Origin of the sequence: Collimonas sp. OK307, assembly GCF_900113705.1 — a bacterium.
GTDB lineage: Bacteria > Pseudomonadota > Gammaproteobacteria > Burkholderiales > Burkholderiaceae_D > Collimonas.
The window spans coordinates 502,685-518,287 of record NZ_FOQI01000001.1; the positions used below are offsets into that span (position 1 = coordinate 502,685).

A 15,603-nucleotide genomic window follows, 5' to 3' on the forward strand; every position below is an offset into this window, starting at 1 on the left:
CAAGATTGGACAGCCCGCTATTCTACTGCAAGCCGTCCGATATGGCGATAGGCTAGAGCAATTTTCGACTCACTTACCCCTCGTTATTCAGTTTATTGCGCCATCAGCGCTTTGGTAGCAAAAAACAGCAGCGAAGGACCAAGCAGACAACCTAATCCCGTATAAAAAGTCGATGTCATCGCACCATAAGGCACAAGCTTGGGATCGACCGCAGCCAACGCACCGCAAACACCGCTGGTAGTCCCCATCATGCCGCCGAAAATCATGGCTGTGCGTGGATTGTCCAGGCCGATGTATTTGCTTACAAAAGGCGTAACAACCATCACCAATACAGATTTGACCAGGCCAGCCGCGATGCTGAGCACAATGACTTCAGAACTTGCGCCAATTGCAGCGCCTGTGACCGGGCCGACAATATAAGTTACCGCGCCGGCGCCAATAGTGGTCATGCTGACGGCATCGGTGTAACCGAATGCGTAAGCCACTCCCGCGCCGACGATAAAAGACATGAATACCCCGACCAGGAGTGAAATGAGGCCACTCAGGCCGCAGCGTCGCATATCGCTCAGCGTGGCGCCGTAGGCGGTCGAAACAATCGCAAAATCACGCATCATGGCGCCCCCCATCAAGCCGATCCCGCTAAATGGTTTGAGATCGATAAGACCTTGCTTGCCGCCGGTAGCGACACCGCCTATATAAGCCAGCAACAGACCTATGATGATCGCCAGTGCCGAGCCGTGTAACTGACCGCGGGTTAGTCGCGCAGACAAGAAATAAGAAACCCACATTGTCAGCCCGATCACTGCAAAGGCAGTCAACAAGCCATTTTTAGCCAATAAATTCGTCAACACCTCGCTCATGTCGCTTCCTTTTCATTTTGGCCGACAGGTTGTTCAGCTGCGTCGGCCACGACATATTTGGCTTTACCGATACGATCAATCACCGGAATCAGCGCAAAACTCACCGCCACGGCCAGCACCCCGGCCAATATCGCCGCAGGCCCTCCTTTCAACGCAGCAACCACATTTTGCTGCGCGGCCATCGCCACCACTACAGGGATGTACATCGCGGTCCAAAAAGTAATGCCTTGCGCTGAGATTGCCGGCATTTTTTTTGCGCGTTGCAGATAATCCGTAGCCACCAACAGTAATATCATCGCAAAGCCGACACCACCGACGTTAGCCTGCACTCCCAGCAAGACGCCAAGAAGACTCCCAGCAAACTGACCGATTAAAGTGCAAATAGCGAGTACCGCCACGCCATAGATAATCATGATGCTGCCTCCGTTCTTGCAACGTCTGTTTATATATTCATAGCCCTTCCCCGCACTCGCGCAGGTAGAGCCGTGAATGAGGGTTCCGTAGGGACCTCAGGGATAAATTGCTGGCGCAGTTTTCTGCTCAGGTTTTTAATAATGCAGGTGGCCGGCGTTGCACCCATTGCGTGGCCTGTTCATATGCATGGGCCAACTGCAATACCGCCAGATCGGCACCCCGCCTCCCGATGATTTGAACGCCCATCGGCAAACCTTGCACACCGAAACCAACCGGCACACTGATGGCGGGACTACCCGATAACGATGCAGGTATGACCACTTCCATCCAGCGATGGTAAGTATCCATATTTTTTCCGGCAATTTTGTCAGGCCAATGCGCATTCACGGAAAATGGAAATACCTGGGCCGTCGGCAGCAGCACAAAATCGAAATGTGTGAACATGTTGTTGAAGGCGTCATACAAGGCGCTTCGCGCAGCGGATGCTTTATAAAAGGCCGTAACAGGCAATTTCATGCCCCCTTCAATTTCCCAGATCAGTTCCGGCTTCATCAAAGCGCGTTTTGCAGGATTCAAATAACTGTCGCCGAGACTGCCTGCAAGCGACGCATGACGCAAAGTCAGCCACATTTCCCAAATACGTTCCGGCGCAAAATCAAGCCTGGCTTCATCGACTTTGCAACCTATCGATTCAAACGATGCGAAGGAAGTACTGCACAGTTCCATTACGCCAGTTTCCATCGGCAAATAACCGTTCAGATCGCCCAGCCAACCCACTCGTGTGCCGCGAAAGTCGTGCTTTAACGGCTCTGCAAAACGCGCTGGATTTTCCCGGACCGAAAGCGGCGCCCTGGCATCGTAGCCGGCCTGGGTAGACAACAACATGGCCAGGTCTGCGACGGTACGGCCCATCGGGCCATTGGTTGCCAGCTGTCCCAGGAATAATTCCGGTTGCGGCCCTGAAGGCACCACGCCGACAGTCGGGCGAAAACCATAAATGTTGTTGAATGCCGCAGGGTTGCGCAATGATCCCATCATGTCGCTGCCATCGGCCACCGGCACCATTTGCAGTGCCAGCGCAACAGCTGCGCCGCCGCTGCTGCCGCCAGCGATCTTGCTTTGGTCATAGGCATTTTTGGTAATGCCGAAATCGGGATTGTCGGTGTTGGATCCCAAGCCGAATTCAGGGGTATTGGTTTTGCCGATAATAATGGCGCCCTGGCGCTTGATCCGCTCAACAAAAATATCATCGTGTTGCGGGACATTGTCTTTGAACAGCGGCGAACCGAAAGTAGTACGGATACCGGCTGTTGCCGCCAGATCTTTGACGGCGTGCGGCATGCCATGCATCCATCCCAGATATTGACCGCGCGCCAATTGCTGATCACATCGATCGGCTTGTTTGAGCAAGGCATCGCCATCCTGCAGGGAGACGATCGCATTGACCTTGGGATTAAGTCGCTCTACCTGCTTGAGATAGGCTTGCATGGTTTCACGGCAAGAAACTTGCCGCGCTTTGATAGCCGCCGACAGCGCTACCGCATCCAGTGCGACAATGTCAGAGGGCGGATCAACGCGTTTAATCAGATTAACGGGTTTAGCCGTGCTTTCCGCAGCAGCTTGCGGGGAGATACCCGCAAGCAGACCCCCGAGGGAAGAACCTCCCAACATCGCCAGGCCGCCGCCGGCCAGGAATTTTCTACGCCGTAGTGAATTTACGGGCGTAGTCGCAGATGTGCCACCTGCACTCTCAGAAGTGAAGTCGCTTGTCATTGCTGTCTCCATTAATTTTTATATTTGCCGAATACGGAGCGCACTTTCGTCAGCATCTCCGGCTCGGGCATGGTCGACTATTGCATAAGAAGCATCGTGATGCAATAAAAACAATTGTGCAAACAATAACAATCGACAGCTGATATTTTTTGTAATTTCTGGCAAATAAAATCGCATCGTCAAGACGTAAAAATGCAAAGACCGCCGGAGGGGCGGTCTTTGAAAATATCTACTGTTGCGCTTTACGATTGAATTGCTGCAGCCAATGCGTGATTTTTACTCCGGCTTTTTAACCCTGAACCAAGCCGCATACAAAGCCGGCAAAAACAGCAGGGTCAAGCCGGTCGCAACAATCAGGCCACCCATGATCGCAACCGCCATCGGCCCCCAGAACACTGAGCGCGACAAGGGAATCATGGCCAGCACCGCCGCCGCCGCGGTCAGCATGATCGGCCGGCAACGGCGCACCGCCGCTTCGACAATCGCATTCCACGGCGCCACGCCGTTGGCGATATCGTGTTCGATCTGGTCGATCAGGATCACCGAATTGCGGATGATCATGCCGAACAGTGCGATCACTCCCAACTGCGCAACAAACCCGAACGGCCGCTGCAACAGCAGCAGCGCCACCGCCGCACCAGCAATACCCAACGGTCCGGTCAGGAATACCAGCAAGGAACGTGAAAAGCTATGCAGTTGCAGCATCAGCAACGTGAAGATGATGAAGATCACCAGCGGCACGTTGGCGGCAATTGACGCCTGCGCCTTGCCGCTGTCATGGGCCGCGCCGGCGACGTCAATCACATACCCCGGCGGCAACTGCGCCCGTATCTTGTCGAGCTGCGGATTGATCTGGTCGGTGACAGTCGGTCCTTGCACGCCATCGATCACATCGGCTTGCACCGTGATAGCCCAATTGCGCCATTCGCGCCACACAACGCCAGGTTCCCACACCAGCTTGACGGTGGCGATTTGCGCCAGCGGCACCGACTTGCCGCTGGCGGTCGGCACGTTGGCCTGGTTCAAGGCGTCGATGGTGGCCCGCTCATCCAGCGGCTGCCGTACCACGATGTCGATCAAACGATCGTGCTCGCGATATTGGCCGATGGCGGTGCCGGTCAACAAGGTGTTTACGGTCTGCATCACAGTTTGCGAACCGATGCCGAGGGCGCGCAGCTTGTCCTGGTCGAGGTCGACCCGCAGCACCTTGACCGACTCATTCCAGTTGTCATTCAGGCCGACAAGATTCGGATTGCTATTCATGACGTTCTTGACCTGATCGGCAATTGTCCTGACCTTGGCGGCGTCGGTGCCGCTGACGCGGAATTGCACCGCATACGGCACCGGCGGGCCGCTGGGAAGTAATTTGACGCGGCCTCTCACCTCCGGGAAGCCATGTTTGAATGCCTCGGTAATTCTCAGGCGCAGGGCATCGCGCGCCGCCAGGTTCTTGGTCAGCAACACCAGTTGCGCCACATTGGTTTGCGGCAGGATCTGGTCCAGCGGCAGATAAAAGCGCGGGCTGCCGCTGCCGACATAGGTGGTCATGCTTTCCAGCTCGGGTGCGGCATGGATGAAAGCTTCAAACTTCTTGGCCTGGGCTTCGGTTGCGGCGAAAGACGAACCCTCCGGCAACCACAGTTCGACCATCAGCTCGGGCCGGCTGGAATCGGGGAAAAACTGTTCTTCGATGAATTTGAAACCGAACACACCTAGGGTGAATACCATCAGCGTCAAGGCGATGGTGGTCTTGCGCCATTCGACACACCAGTTAACCGCATTCCTGACGCGCGTATAGAACGGTGTATTGAACAACTCGTGATGACCGTCGGCGCCGGCTGCCGGTTTCACTTTCAACAGCAGATAGCCGATATACGGCGTAAACAGCACCGCCACCAGCCACGAGATCAGCAAGGCCAGCGCATTCACCGAGAACATTGAAAAGGTATATTCACCCGCCGCCGATTTAGCCAGGCCGATAGGCAGGAAACCAGCCGCGGTGATCAGCGTTCCGGTCAGCATCGGCATCGCGGTCGAGGTATAGGCAAAGGTCGCCGCTTCCAGGCGCGACAAACCCTCCTCCATCTTGCGCACCATCATTTCCACCGCGATGATGGCGTCGTCGACCAGCAAACCCAGGGCGATGATCAGCGCTCCCAGCGAGATCTTATGCAAATCGATGCTGAAGATATTCATGAACAGGAAAGTGATCGCCAGCACCAAAGGAATCGTCAACGCCACCACCAGCCCGGGCCGCACGTCAATGCGGAACGGCTTGGTATGAAAACCGAGCGACAGGAAACTCACCGCCAGCACGATCAAGACCGCTTCCATCAGTGTCTTCAGGAATTCGTTGACGGATTCCGCGACGATCTTCGGCTGGTTCGAGACCCGCTCCAGATCGATGCCGACCGGCAGCTTGGCCTTGATCTGGGCCGTGATCTTTTCCATATCCTTGCCGAGCTCGATAATGTCGCCACCCTTCTCCATCGACACGCCGAGCCCGATCACTTCCTTGCCGTTGAAGCGCATCTTGGTCTGCGGCGGATCCTGGTATTCTCGCTTGACTACGGCAAAATCGCCCAGTCTGAAGGTCGTGTTATTGGCCCGCAACTGCAGGTTTTCCAAATCCTTGGGAGATGCCAGCGCGCCGCTCACGCGGATCTGCAGATTATCGGTGGCAGTCGCCAGCACGCCGGTCGACTGCAAGGCATTTTGCGCGCTCAGCTGGTTGACGATGTCTTGTACGGTAATCCCCAGCTGCGAGAATTTTTTCTGCGAAAATTCGATGAATATTTTTTCATCCTGGACGCCGAACAAATCCACCTTGGCAACCGACGGCAAGGTCAGCAATTGCTGGCGGACGAAATCGGCGTAATCCTTGACGTCGGCATAGTTGAAACCATCGCCCGAGACCGCAAAAATCGAGCTATAGGTTTCACCGAACTCATCATTGAAGAAAGGCCCCAGCACGCCTTGCGGCAGGGTCAGCTTGATGTCGTTGATCTTCTTGCGCACCTGATACCAGGCATCGACCGTTTCCTTGGGCGTGGCCGATTCCTGCAACTGCAGGATGATCAGCGTTTCGCCCGGTTTGGAATAACTGCGGATGGTATCGACGTGCGGCGTTTCCTGCAGCTTCTTTTCCAGCTTGTCCGTCACCTGGTCGGCCATCTGCAAGGCGGTGGCGCCGGGCCACTGAGCCGACACCACCATCGCGCGGAAGGTAAACGGCGGATCTTCATCCTGCCCCAGGCGGCCATAACTGAGGATGCCGCCGATCACCAGCACCACCATCAGGTAACGTGTCAGCGGTATGTGTTCCAGCGCCCAGCGCGACAGATTGAAACCGGTCTTTTTGCCATCGCTCATCGGGCCGCTCCGCCCGCTGGGGTGGAAACCGATGCGTCATTCGACGCCAATGGCTGGTTCGGTACGCTCTCAGGCGCAGGCAGACTACCTTCCGGCGCATTCAGAATAGTGACTTTTTGTCCCGGCTTCAGCTGGTTGACGCCGGCGGTAACCATCTGCTGGCCAGCACGCAGCGCGCCTTGAATCCACACCTCATTGCCATGCTGCCCGGTAACTTGCACCACCACCTGGCGCACTGCGCCACCATCGACCACCCATACCGCGCTATGGTCCTGCACCCGCAAAAGCGCCGTCAACGGAACCTTGATCGCATCGTCGCTGGTCTTGCTGATGAAGCTGGCATAAGCCGTCATTCCCAGCTTCACGTTAGGCGTATCGTCAGGGATCGCAATCTTGATAGCGTAAGTGCGGGTTGCCGGATCGGCAATCGGCGATACCTCGCGTACCGTGCCTTGAATTACTTGCTTGGGATCGGCCCACAGGCGCACTTGCACGTCGTGGCTGCCGCGCAATTTGTCGACCTGGTTTTCGGGAGCACCCACCACCACCTCCTTCGCTCCCTGACGCGCCACGCTAACCACCGGCGTGCCTGCAGCAACTACCTGCCCCGCCTCGGCATTGATGGCAGTGACCACACCGTCCACGTCCGACTCCAGAGTGGCGTAAGCGATCTGGTTCGATTGCGTCTTTAATGCAGCCTCAGCCTGATCGTAAGTGGCTTGCGCTGCCTTGAACTGCGACTCTTTCGCATCCAATGCGGCCTGGCTGACGAAATTCTTGTCACGCAGATCCTGGTAACGCTTCAAGTCGGCCCTGGCCGTATCGCGATTGCTGGTAGCCGAGGTAACTGCAGCCACCGACTGTGCTTGCGCCAGCTGCAGATCTTTCGGATCCAGCCGCATCAGCACCTGGCCGCGTTTGACGACGGTGCCGACATCGACCTGCCGCGCAATAATCTTGCCCGCCACGCGGAACCCGAGTTGCGACTCATAACGGGCTTGCACGGTGCCCGGAAACTCTGAGGTGACGTCGGCATTGGCTGGATTCAGCACCACCACCCGCACCGGGCGGATGTCTTCAACCTTTTCGACGTGTTTGGAACAAGCTCCCAGCAGTAATGTGCAAATAAGCAACAAGCCTGGAGAGCGCATGAGCGCTGGGATCGCTGCAACCGGACGCGGATTTATCTGGGTCAACACGGTTTTTCCTTTACTATTCTGGGCAGCATTGTTGCTACAGACCGCACGTTAATAACTTTTAAGTCAGTTATTATAATTGCGCCGGATCAAGTTTGCCCAAAGCTTTTTTTGGATCTGACAACAAGAGGAAAAAAATGTTCTTTTGATAAAATATCTCCGCTTTTTTTCTATCTTTCACCATCTTCTTGCTGTCCCAAGTTTCTTAACTAATGCCTTAATGTCTATCAATCATTACGAAAATTTTCCCGTTGCTTCCCTGCTCCTGCCAGCCCGCTTGCGTCCTGCAGTCAAAGCCATCTACGCATTTGCCCGTAGCGCGGACGATATCGCTGACGAAGGCGACGCCAGCGCCGACCAGCGCCTGCGCGAACTGCACTCCTACGAAGCAGCTTTAGACAGAATAGAACATAAGCAAGCCGCAGAAAGCCCGTTGTTTCAAACCCTGGAACAAGTGATTGTTGAATACCGGCTGCCGCTGGCGCCATTCCGTGACTTGCTGTCCGCCTTCAAGCAGGACGTGGTCACTACCCGCTACAGCCGGTTCACCGATTTGCTCGATTACTGCCGACGCTCCGCCAATCCGGTCGGCACCCTGATGTTGCATCTGTATGGCGCGGCCACCGAACAGAACCTGCGCGATTCGGACGACATTTGTTCGGCATTGCAATTGATTAATTTTTGGCAAGACGTCGCTATCGATTGGCAAAAGGCGCGGATTTACCTGCCGCTGGAAGACCTGCAGCGGTTCGGCGTGTCGCAAGCACAACTGGCCAGCGGCACGGTGGATCACGCCTGGCGCCGCCTGATGCAGTTCGAGGTGCAACGCGCGCGCAACATGATGACCGGCGCCCAGGCTCTGGCGCTGAGGCTGCCTGGCCGGATCGGCTGGGAATTGCGGCTGGTGATACAGGGCGGCTTGCGCATCCTGGAGATGCTGGAAACGGTTGACTACGACATGTTCCGTCACCGTCCGAAACTGGACAAAGGCGACTGGTGCCTGTTGCTCTGGCGTGCCTTGCGCATGCGATAGAGAGCCGCGGTCGCCCGGATCACAGTCTGCATCAATGAAAATACTAAAAATCAGCAAACAATCCGTGTTCTTACGTATACTTCGGGCAAATTGTTTTTAAGCCGCTCCCCATATCCATGTCCCCAGACGATTACTGCCAGCAAAAGGCCGCTCAGAGCGGATCCAGTTTTTATTACAGCTTTCTGTTCTTGCCGGCAGAGCGGCGACGCGCCATCACGGCGCTGTATGCTTTCTGCCGCGAGGTCGACGATACAGTCGACGACTGCACCGACGAAAGCGTGGCGCGCACCAAATTGATGTGGTGGCGCAAAGAAATCGCAGCCATGCTGGCCGGCAATCCATCCCATCCGGTGACCCAGGCTTTGCAACCGCATCTGCAAACTTACGGATTGGACGGCAAACACCTGCAAGCCATCATCGATGGCATGGAGATGGATCTGAACCAGACCCGTTATCTGGACTATCCGGGCTTGAAGCAATATTGCTGGCATGTGGCCGGCGTGGTCGGCATCCTGTCGGCCAGCATCTTTGGCGTGAGCCAGCCGCAGACGCTGCAGTTTGCCGAAAAACTCGGTCTCGCATTCCAGCTGACCAACATCATCCGCGACGTCGGCGAAGATGGCCGCAAGGGCCGCATCTACCTGCCGGTCAATGAGTTGCAGCAGTTCGGCGTCACCGCTGCCGATATCCTGAACGCGCGCTATAGCGAGAATTTTGTCAACCTGATGCGGTTCCAGGTGGCGCGCGCGCAGCAAGCCTATGACGATGCATTTGCCTTGCTGCCCAGGCAAGACCGGCGAGCACAGCGGCCGGGCTTGATGATGGCCGCCATCTATCGGGCCTTGCTGAACGAGATCGAGCGCGACGGTTTCCATGTATTGAATCAACGCATCTCACTGACACCCATCCGCAAATTGTGGCTGGCATGGAAAACCTATGTACGTGGCTGACCTGACGTCGCCGTCCGTCTTTTCTTCTTTCTGAAAATGGCTGCAGAAGCACAACATATCGCCGTCATCGGCGCCGGCTGGGCCGGTTGCACTGCCGCCGTCGAGCTGACGCAGGCTGGTCATCAGGTAACCTTGTTTGAAGCGAGCCGACAACTCGGCGGCCGTGCGCGGCGGGTCGACATCAATGAGATCGCGCTGGACAACGGCCAGCACATCCTGCTCGGTGCATACAGCCAAACCCTGCAAATGATGCGCAAGGTCGGCATCGACCCGGCCAGCGCCATGCTGCGCCTGCCCTTGCAAATGTGCTACCCCGCCGATAGCGGCGGCATGACCTTTACCGCACCGCGTCTGCCGGCGCCTTTGCATCTGCTGTTTGCCCTCTGGCGCGCACGGGGCCTGGAGCGCCAGGACAAACTGGCGCTTGCGCGATTTTCTTCAGCGGCGCGCTGGATGGGCTGGCAGTTGCACGACGATTGCAGCGTCAGCACCTTGCTGGAACGCTTCGACCAGACTGACCGTTTGATCCGGTTGATGTGGCGGCCGCTGTGCATCGCAGCACTGAACACCAGGCCGGAGCACGCCTCGGCGCAAGTTTTCCTGGCGGTGCTGCGCGATAGCCTCGGCGCCCGCAGACGCGCATCGGACATGTTGCTGCCGCGGCTGGACCTGAGCAGCCTGTTTCCGCAAAGGGCCGCAGCATTCATCGAGGAGCGCGGCGGTAATGTCGAGTCCGGCTGCAGCATCAGGCAATTGCGCCGCAACGGCGAACAATGGCAACTACAGGGCAACGACGCCAATCTGGATTTCGATGCCGTCGTGATCGCCACACCGCCGGAAACCGCGGCCACGCTGCTGGATGGCAGTGCCGATGCCTCACTTCTCGCCACTTTACGCAGTTTTGAGTACGAACCGATTACCACCTGTTATCTGCAATATGCCAGCGACACGCGCCTGCCGCGGCCTTTCTTCGCTTTGCTGGACGACCCGGAAAATGCTGGTAAAAATGTTGGCAACACAGCAGCCTGGGGTCAGTTCGTGTTCGATCGCGGTCAGCTCGATCCGACTCAGGCTGGCTTGCTGGCGGTAGTCATCAGCGCCTCGTCCGCAGCTATCCAAGCTGGCCACGAAGAATTGGCAAAAGCCGTCGCCGCACAACTGGCCGCAACCTTCAAGCAACCACAACTGGCAGCGCCTTCCTGGACCAAGGTCATTTCCGAAAAGCGCGCCACCTTCGCCTGCACCCCGGGACTGGTTCGGCCAGCCAACGATAGCGGACTGGACAAGCTGATGCTGGCCGGCGACTACACCGCCAGCGACTATCCGGCGACGCTGGAGTCGGCGGTACGCAGCGGCAAGCTGGCGGCACGGGAACTGCTGGCCCAACTCCGCTGAGCGTTTGGGTTGAAAACGGGTTGAAAATGGGTTGAAAACGATTCATGCCAGACATCAATTGATTTCTACTATGGCGGCATTCTTTTCATCTAATATAGCGCCATACAAGTCACCAAGAGAATCCTATGCCTGTGATTACCTGCGTTGAAGACCTGCGGCTGCTGGCCAAGAAACGTGTACCAAAAGCATTTTACGACTATGCCGACAGCGGCTCGTATACCGAATCGACCTACCGCGCCAACAGCAGCGACCTCGCCGCGCTGCATTTGCGCCAGCGGGTTGCCATCAACGTCGATCAACGCTCAACCCGCAGCACCATGATCGGCCACGATGTGACGATGCCGGTGGCCATCGCCCCTACCGGCCTGACCGGCATGCAATGGGCCAACGGTGAAATGCTGGGGGCCATCGCCGCCGAGAAATTCGGCATCCCGTTCACGCTGTCGACCATGAGCATCTGCTCTATCGAAGATGTCGCCAGCGTCACCACCAAGCCGTTCTGGTTTCAACTGTACGTGATGCGCGACCGTGGTTTTATCAAATCGCTGATCGAGCGCGCCAAGGCGGCCAAATGTTCGGCGCTGGTGCTGACGCTGGATCTGCAAATCCTCGGCCAACGCCACAAGGATCTGAAAAACGGTATGTCGGTGCCGCCGAAAATGACCCTGGCCAACCTGATCGATCTCGCCAGCAAACCCGGCTGGGCCATGCGCGCCCTGGGCGGCCGCAAGTCATTCGGCAATCTGGCCGGCCACGTCTCCGGCGCCGACGGCATCATGACCCTCAGCAAATGGACTGCCAGCCAGTTCGACCCGACCCTGAACTGGGACGACATCGCCTGGATCAAGGAACAATGGGGCGGCAAGCTGATTCTGAAAGGGATTCTGGATATCGAGGACGCCAAGATCGCCGCCACCACCGGCGCCGACGCTATCGTCGTCAGCAATCACGGCGGGCGGCAACTGGATGGCGCGGTGTCGTCGATCTCGGCGCTGCCGGCGATTGTCGATGCGGTAGGCGATCAGATTGAAGTCTGGTTCGACGGCGGCATCCGCAGCGGCCAGGACGTGCTGAAAGCGGTCGCGCTGGGCGCCAAGGGCACCATGATCGGCCGTGCTTTCCTGTACAGCCTGGGTGCAATGGGCGAAGCCGGCGTCACCAAGATGCTGCAGATCCTGCAGCAGGAACTCGATGTCAGCATGGCGCTGACCGGCACTAAAGATATCAAGGATGTGGGGCCGCACATCCTGACTTAAGTTAAATCAAGTTAAAGCTTGCCGGCCTGCTTGAGGCGACTCGTCAAGCCGTCGGCGATATCGTTGTGATCGAATTTTCTGGCGAGGTCGATCGCTGTCATGCCGACATCGTTTTTCAAGGTGACATCGGCGCCGCTATCGAGCAGCAGCTTGACTGTCTGGATTTTGCCGGCACGCGCAGCCATCATGATCGGCGTCGTGTTGTTGGGTGAGCCGGCGTCGATGTAGGCCGAGGCATCCAGCAGCATCTGCACGATTTCATCATTACCGACCGCGGCGGCATAGTGCAGCGCCGTCCAGCCGGTGTTGTTGGGCTCCGCCTCCTTGTCCAGCAAAGCCTTGACTGCCGCCACATCGCCCTTGTAAGAAGCAATCATCAAAGCGGTGTCGCCGTTGCGCGATCGCAGGTTGAGATCGATACCATGCGCATTGAGCAGAACCGCAAACACTTTCTTCGAATCCTCATGCACGGCCAGCATCAAACCGGTTTCGCCACGCTGCTTTTGCGCTATCAGATTCGGATCGACGCCGGCCGCCAGAAGTTTCTTCATGCCACGCTCGTCATCCAGCTGGACTGCCTTGGCATAGGCGTCGGCGGTTTTGCTGTCACTAGCCGCAAAACTCACGGACGGCAAACAAGCCAGCGCCAACAGCAGTAACACAAATGCTGAAAACTGCGAATGCGCGTTCATGTGATTGACCGCGCGATTAAATAAGTTAGGCATGCGCCTGATCCTTTGCCAGTTTGAACAAATTGAAGAAATTATCGGTGGTTTGCTGCGCCACTTGCGTCGCCGGCACACCCTTTAAATTAGCCAGGAATTCGCCGACGTGCATGACCCAGCCAGGCTCGTTCATCTTGCCGCGATGCGGCACCGGCGCCAGATACGGCGAATCGGTCTCAATCAAGGTGCTGCTCAATGGCACCGCCAGCGCCACGGCCTGCAACTCCTTGGCGCTCTTGAAGGTGACGATGCCGGAAAACGAAATATAGAACCCCATCGCCATTGCCGCCTCGGCCACTTCCAGCGATTCGGTAAAACAATGCATCACGCCGCCGGCGCCGCCGGCATCGGTGCCGGCGCCCTCTTCCTGCATGATGCGGATAGTATCTGCCGAGGCGGCGCGGGTGTGGATGATCAAAGGCTTGCCGGTCGCGCGCGAAGCCCGGATGTGGCGGCGGAAACGCTCGCGCTGCCACTCCAGGTCGCCTTGCAAACGGTAATAATCAAGGCCGGTTTCACCGATGGCGATGATTTTCGGATGATCGGAAAGACGAATCAGATCGTCGACGCTAGGTTCCGGCGTATCTTCATAGTCAGGGTGCACCCCGACTGAAGCATAGATATGCGGATAGGTCTTGGCCAGCTCCAGCACTTGCGGAAAATCGGGCAGGTCGACCGATACGCACAATGCATGGGTAACCTGGTTTTGCGCCATCTTGGCGAGTACTTCCGGCATCCTGGCGGACAGCTCGGGGAAGTTGATATGGCAGTGGGAATCGATATACATAGGCAGGATTATATCGCTTACGCACGCGCCATCGAAGATGAGGGGGTAGCGCGGACACAAGAACGTGCCCGCGCACCATTTTTATTCAGCCATGCCCAAGGCTTGTTTTTGCAACTGGATCAACTCGCCGATCCCGCCTTGTGCGAGATCCAGCAAGCTATTCAAGGTAGGCCGGTCGAAAGCAACGCCTTCCGCCGTACCTTGCACTTCGATGAAATGCCCGGTGTCGGTCATCACCACATTCATATCGGTATCGCAACCGGAATCCTCGACATAATCCAGGTCCAGCACCGGCGTACCTTGATAAACGCCGACCGAAATCGCCGCGACAAAGTGCTTCAAAGGAATCGCAGCGATCGCCTTGCTTTCCAACAACCGGGAAAATGCATCGTAAGCCGCGACCATGGCGCCGGTAATCGACGCAGTGCGGGTGCCGCCGTCAGCCTGGATCACGTCGCAATCCAGATGCAGGGTACGCTCGCCGAAAGCCTGCAGATCAAATGCCGCCCGTAATGAACGCCCGATCAAACGCTGGATTTCCTGGGTGCGGCCGGATTGCTTGCCCCGCGCTGCTTCGCGGTCCATGCGGGTATTGGTAGAGCGCGGCAACATGCCGTATTCAGCTGTCAGCCAACCCTGCCCTTTACCCTTCAGGAAGCCCGGGACTTTTTCCTCCAGGCTGGCGGTACAGATAACCTTGGTGTCACCGAATTCGACCAGTACAGAACCTTCGGCATGCTTGGTGTAATTGCGGGTCAGGCGCACGGTGCGCAAAACATCGGCGGCGCGTCCGCTAGGACGGGTAATAGGCAACATGTAAATTCCTTAAATATTTTTCTCAATGGCGCCGCGGATTTCCGCAATCGCCTGTTCGATATCGGCATCGCTGAAGCCGTCCGGAGCGTCTGTCGCTCCAAGTCGCGGCGCCTGGATGGTGGTGGTCAGGCTGCCAATCGGCAGCGTATGGGTAACGATCGAACTGGAGGGATCGTCAATGTTCGGGTCGCTGCCCCAGGCCATTGCCAAAGCTGTAACATTATCGCTGGTTTTACCGGCAATCCCAAGCGCATTGTTCACCAGCTCCGGCACCGCCCGCACGATGGTGCTGGTTTGCAGGCGTTGCGCCAATACGTGATCGGGCAACATCGACCATAGGCCGTCAGAGCACAACAGTACGACATCGCCCGCCTGCAGGCTGACGCGGCGTGACAGCTCTACAATCGGCATGTTGGTTGCGCCGAGACAGTTGAACAGCTTGTTGCGGTCTGGATGGGTGGCGCGCTCAGAAGGATCTGCCTTGCCTTGCGCAATCAGACTTTCGATGCGCGAGTGATCGCGGGTGCGCGCCAGGATTTGGCCGTTACGCATCCAGTACAGGCGCGAATCGCCGCAGTGTGCCCAGAATGCGCTGTTGTGCTGGATCAGGCAAGCCACCACCGTGGTGCGCGGGGTTTCCGAGAGTTTGTGCACTTCCCGGTAACGATGGATTTCCATGTGCGCAGCGTAGAAAGCGTCTTCAAGAAACCGCTCCGGTTTCTTGATATAAGGCTGGGCATTCTTCTGGAATAGCGAACCGATGGTCTGCATAGCAATGTTGGCGGCGATCTCGCCGTGCAGGTGGCCACCCATGCCGTCGGTCAGCAACAGCAACAAGGCGTCACGCGTGAAGCTATAGCCCATCCGGTCCTGATTGACCTTGCGGCCGCCGATATGGCTTTCTTGATAAACAGAAAATCGCATGACTATGTACAATTCTTGCTAAAAATGCAGCTAAAAAACGGGAGCAATGACGCGGCGCGTTGCAGAGCGCTATGCGGAATGCGTCACTGCATGTTTATTGTG

13 protein-coding genes are annotated in these 15,603 nt (G+C 57.0%); 4 read left to right on the top strand and 9 right to left on the bottom strand.

All coding sequences use genetic code 11. The features are described 5' to 3' along the window. Positions 1 to 92: 92 nt before the first annotated feature. The 5 genes from madM to BM205_RS02255 form a co-directional block, all read right to left on the bottom strand. Positions 93 to 860, bottom strand: a complete 768-nt coding sequence (madM, locus tag BM205_RS02235; protein ID WP_092412081.1) for a malonate transporter subunit MadM — start codon at positions 858 to 860, stop codon at positions 93 to 95. Beyond that, positions 857 to 1,273 (bottom strand): malonate transporter subunit MadL, encoded by a 417-nt coding sequence (gene madL, locus BM205_RS02240; RefSeq protein ID WP_092412083.1) that lies wholly within the window; start codon positions 1,271 to 1,273, stop codon positions 857 to 859. Before madL ends, madM begins: the two co-directional genes overlap by 4 nt. A 127-nt stretch (positions 1,274 to 1,400) precedes the next feature. Beyond that, entirely contained in the window at positions 1,401 to 3,047 is a 1,647-nt protein-coding gene (locus tag BM205_RS02245; RefSeq protein WP_254783696.1) for an amidase, read from the bottom strand. A gap of 276 nt (positions 3,048 to 3,323) precedes the next feature. After that, positions 3,324 to 6,419 carry an efflux RND transporter permease subunit gene (locus BM205_RS02250; protein WP_092412085.1) on the bottom strand — a complete coding sequence of 1,032 codons (3,096 nt, stop codon included), beginning with the start codon at positions 6,417 to 6,419 and terminating at the stop codon, positions 3,324 to 3,326. After that, positions 6,416 to 7,618 carry an efflux RND transporter periplasmic adaptor subunit gene (locus BM205_RS02255; RefSeq protein WP_092412087.1) on the bottom strand — a complete coding sequence of 401 codons (1,203 nt, stop codon included), beginning with the start codon at positions 7,616 to 7,618 and terminating at the stop codon, positions 6,416 to 6,418. The genes BM205_RS02250 and BM205_RS02255 overlap by 4 nt, the downstream gene beginning before the upstream one ends. Positions 7,619 to 7,835: 217 nt before the next feature. Here BM205_RS02255 and hpnC point away from each other — a divergent pair, with 217 nt between their 5' ends. The 4 genes from hpnC (at position 7,836) to BM205_RS02275 (ending at position 12,249) form a co-directional block, all read left to right on the top strand. Continuing rightward, complete coding sequence (gene hpnC / locus BM205_RS02260) at positions 7,836 to 8,648, top strand: squalene synthase HpnC (protein WP_092412089.1); 813 nt, start codon at positions 7,836 to 7,838, stop codon at positions 8,646 to 8,648. Positions 8,649 to 8,764: 116 nt separating this feature from the next. Next, positions 8,765 to 9,598, top strand: a complete 834-nt coding sequence (hpnD, locus tag BM205_RS02265) for a presqualene diphosphate synthase HpnD (protein ID WP_092412091.1) — start codon at positions 8,765 to 8,767, stop codon at positions 9,596 to 9,598. A gap of 36 nt (positions 9,599 to 9,634) precedes the next feature. After that, a complete protein-coding gene (hpnE, locus tag BM205_RS02270) occupies positions 9,635 to 10,993 on the top strand; it encodes a hydroxysqualene dehydroxylase HpnE (RefSeq protein ID WP_092412093.1) in 1,359 nt (452 codons plus the stop codon). A 125-nt stretch (positions 10,994 to 11,118) separates the two neighbouring features. Then, positions 11,119 to 12,249, top strand: a complete 1,131-nt coding sequence (locus BM205_RS02275; RefSeq protein ID WP_092412095.1) for an alpha-hydroxy acid oxidase — start codon at positions 11,119 to 11,121, stop codon at positions 12,247 to 12,249. Between the two features lie 11 nt (positions 12,250 to 12,260). On the opposite strand, the gene BM205_RS02280 is transcribed toward BM205_RS02275, so the two are convergent. From BM205_RS02280 to BM205_RS02295, 4 genes are all read right to left on the bottom strand, one after another. After that, positions 12,261 to 12,974, bottom strand: coding sequence for an ankyrin repeat domain-containing protein (locus tag BM205_RS02280; protein WP_092412097.1), 714 nt, complete (start codon positions 12,972 to 12,974; stop codon positions 12,261 to 12,263). Then, a complete protein-coding gene (locus BM205_RS02285; protein WP_092412099.1) occupies positions 12,967 to 13,761 on the bottom strand; it encodes a TatD family hydrolase in 795 nt (264 codons plus the stop codon). Before BM205_RS02285 ends, BM205_RS02280 begins: the two co-directional genes overlap by 8 nt. An 81-nt stretch (positions 13,762 to 13,842) precedes the next feature. Next, the gene (rph, locus tag BM205_RS02290; RefSeq protein WP_092412101.1) at positions 13,843 to 14,577 is read right to left on the bottom strand and encodes a ribonuclease PH; all 735 of its coding nucleotides are present in this window, start codon (positions 14,575 to 14,577) and stop codon (positions 13,843 to 13,845) included. Between the two features lie 9 nt (positions 14,578 to 14,586). After that, complete coding sequence (locus BM205_RS02295; protein ID WP_092412103.1) at positions 14,587 to 15,501, bottom strand: PP2C family protein-serine/threonine phosphatase; 915 nt, start codon at positions 15,499 to 15,501, stop codon at positions 14,587 to 14,589. Positions 15,502 to 15,603 lie beyond the last annotated feature (102 nt).

Coding starts and splice junctions, on each gene's coding strand:
- BM205_RS02285 (WP_092412099.1), bottom strand. CDS start 13,761: ATGTATATCGATTCCCACTGCCATATCAACTTCCCCGAGCTGTCCGCC.
- BM205_RS02275 (WP_092412095.1), top strand. CDS start 11,119: ATGCCTGTGATTACCTGCGTTGAAGACCTGCGGCTGCTGGCCAAGAAA.
- BM205_RS02250 (WP_092412085.1), bottom strand. CDS start 6,419: ATGAGCGATGGCAAAAAGACCGGTTTCAATCTGTCGCGCTGGGCGCTG.
- madM (WP_092412081.1), bottom strand. CDS start 860: ATGAGCGAGGTGTTGACGAATTTATTGGCTAAAAATGGCTTGTTGACT.
- hpnD (WP_092412091.1), top strand. CDS start 8,765: ATGTCCCCAGACGATTACTGCCAGCAAAAGGCCGCTCAGAGCGGATCC.
- hpnC (WP_092412089.1), top strand. CDS start 7,836: ATGTCTATCAATCATTACGAAAATTTTCCCGTTGCTTCCCTGCTCCTG.
- hpnE (WP_092412093.1), top strand. CDS start 9,635: ATGGCTGCAGAAGCACAACATATCGCCGTCATCGGCGCCGGCTGGGCC.
- rph (WP_092412101.1), bottom strand. CDS start 14,577: ATGTTGCCTATTACCCGTCCTAGCGGACGCGCCGCCGATGTTTTGCGC.
- BM205_RS02280 (WP_092412097.1), bottom strand. CDS start 12,974: ATGCCTAACTTATTTAATCGCGCGGTCAATCACATGAACGCGCATTCG.
- BM205_RS02245 (WP_254783696.1), bottom strand. CDS start 3,047: ATGACAAGCGACTTCACTTCTGAGAGTGCAGGTGGCACATCTGCGACT.
- BM205_RS02295 (WP_092412103.1), bottom strand. CDS start 15,501: ATGCGATTTTCTGTTTATCAAGAAAGCCATATCGGCGGCCGCAAGGTC.
- madL (WP_092412083.1), bottom strand. CDS start 1,273: ATGATTATCTATGGCGTGGCGGTACTCGCTATTTGCACTTTAATCGGT.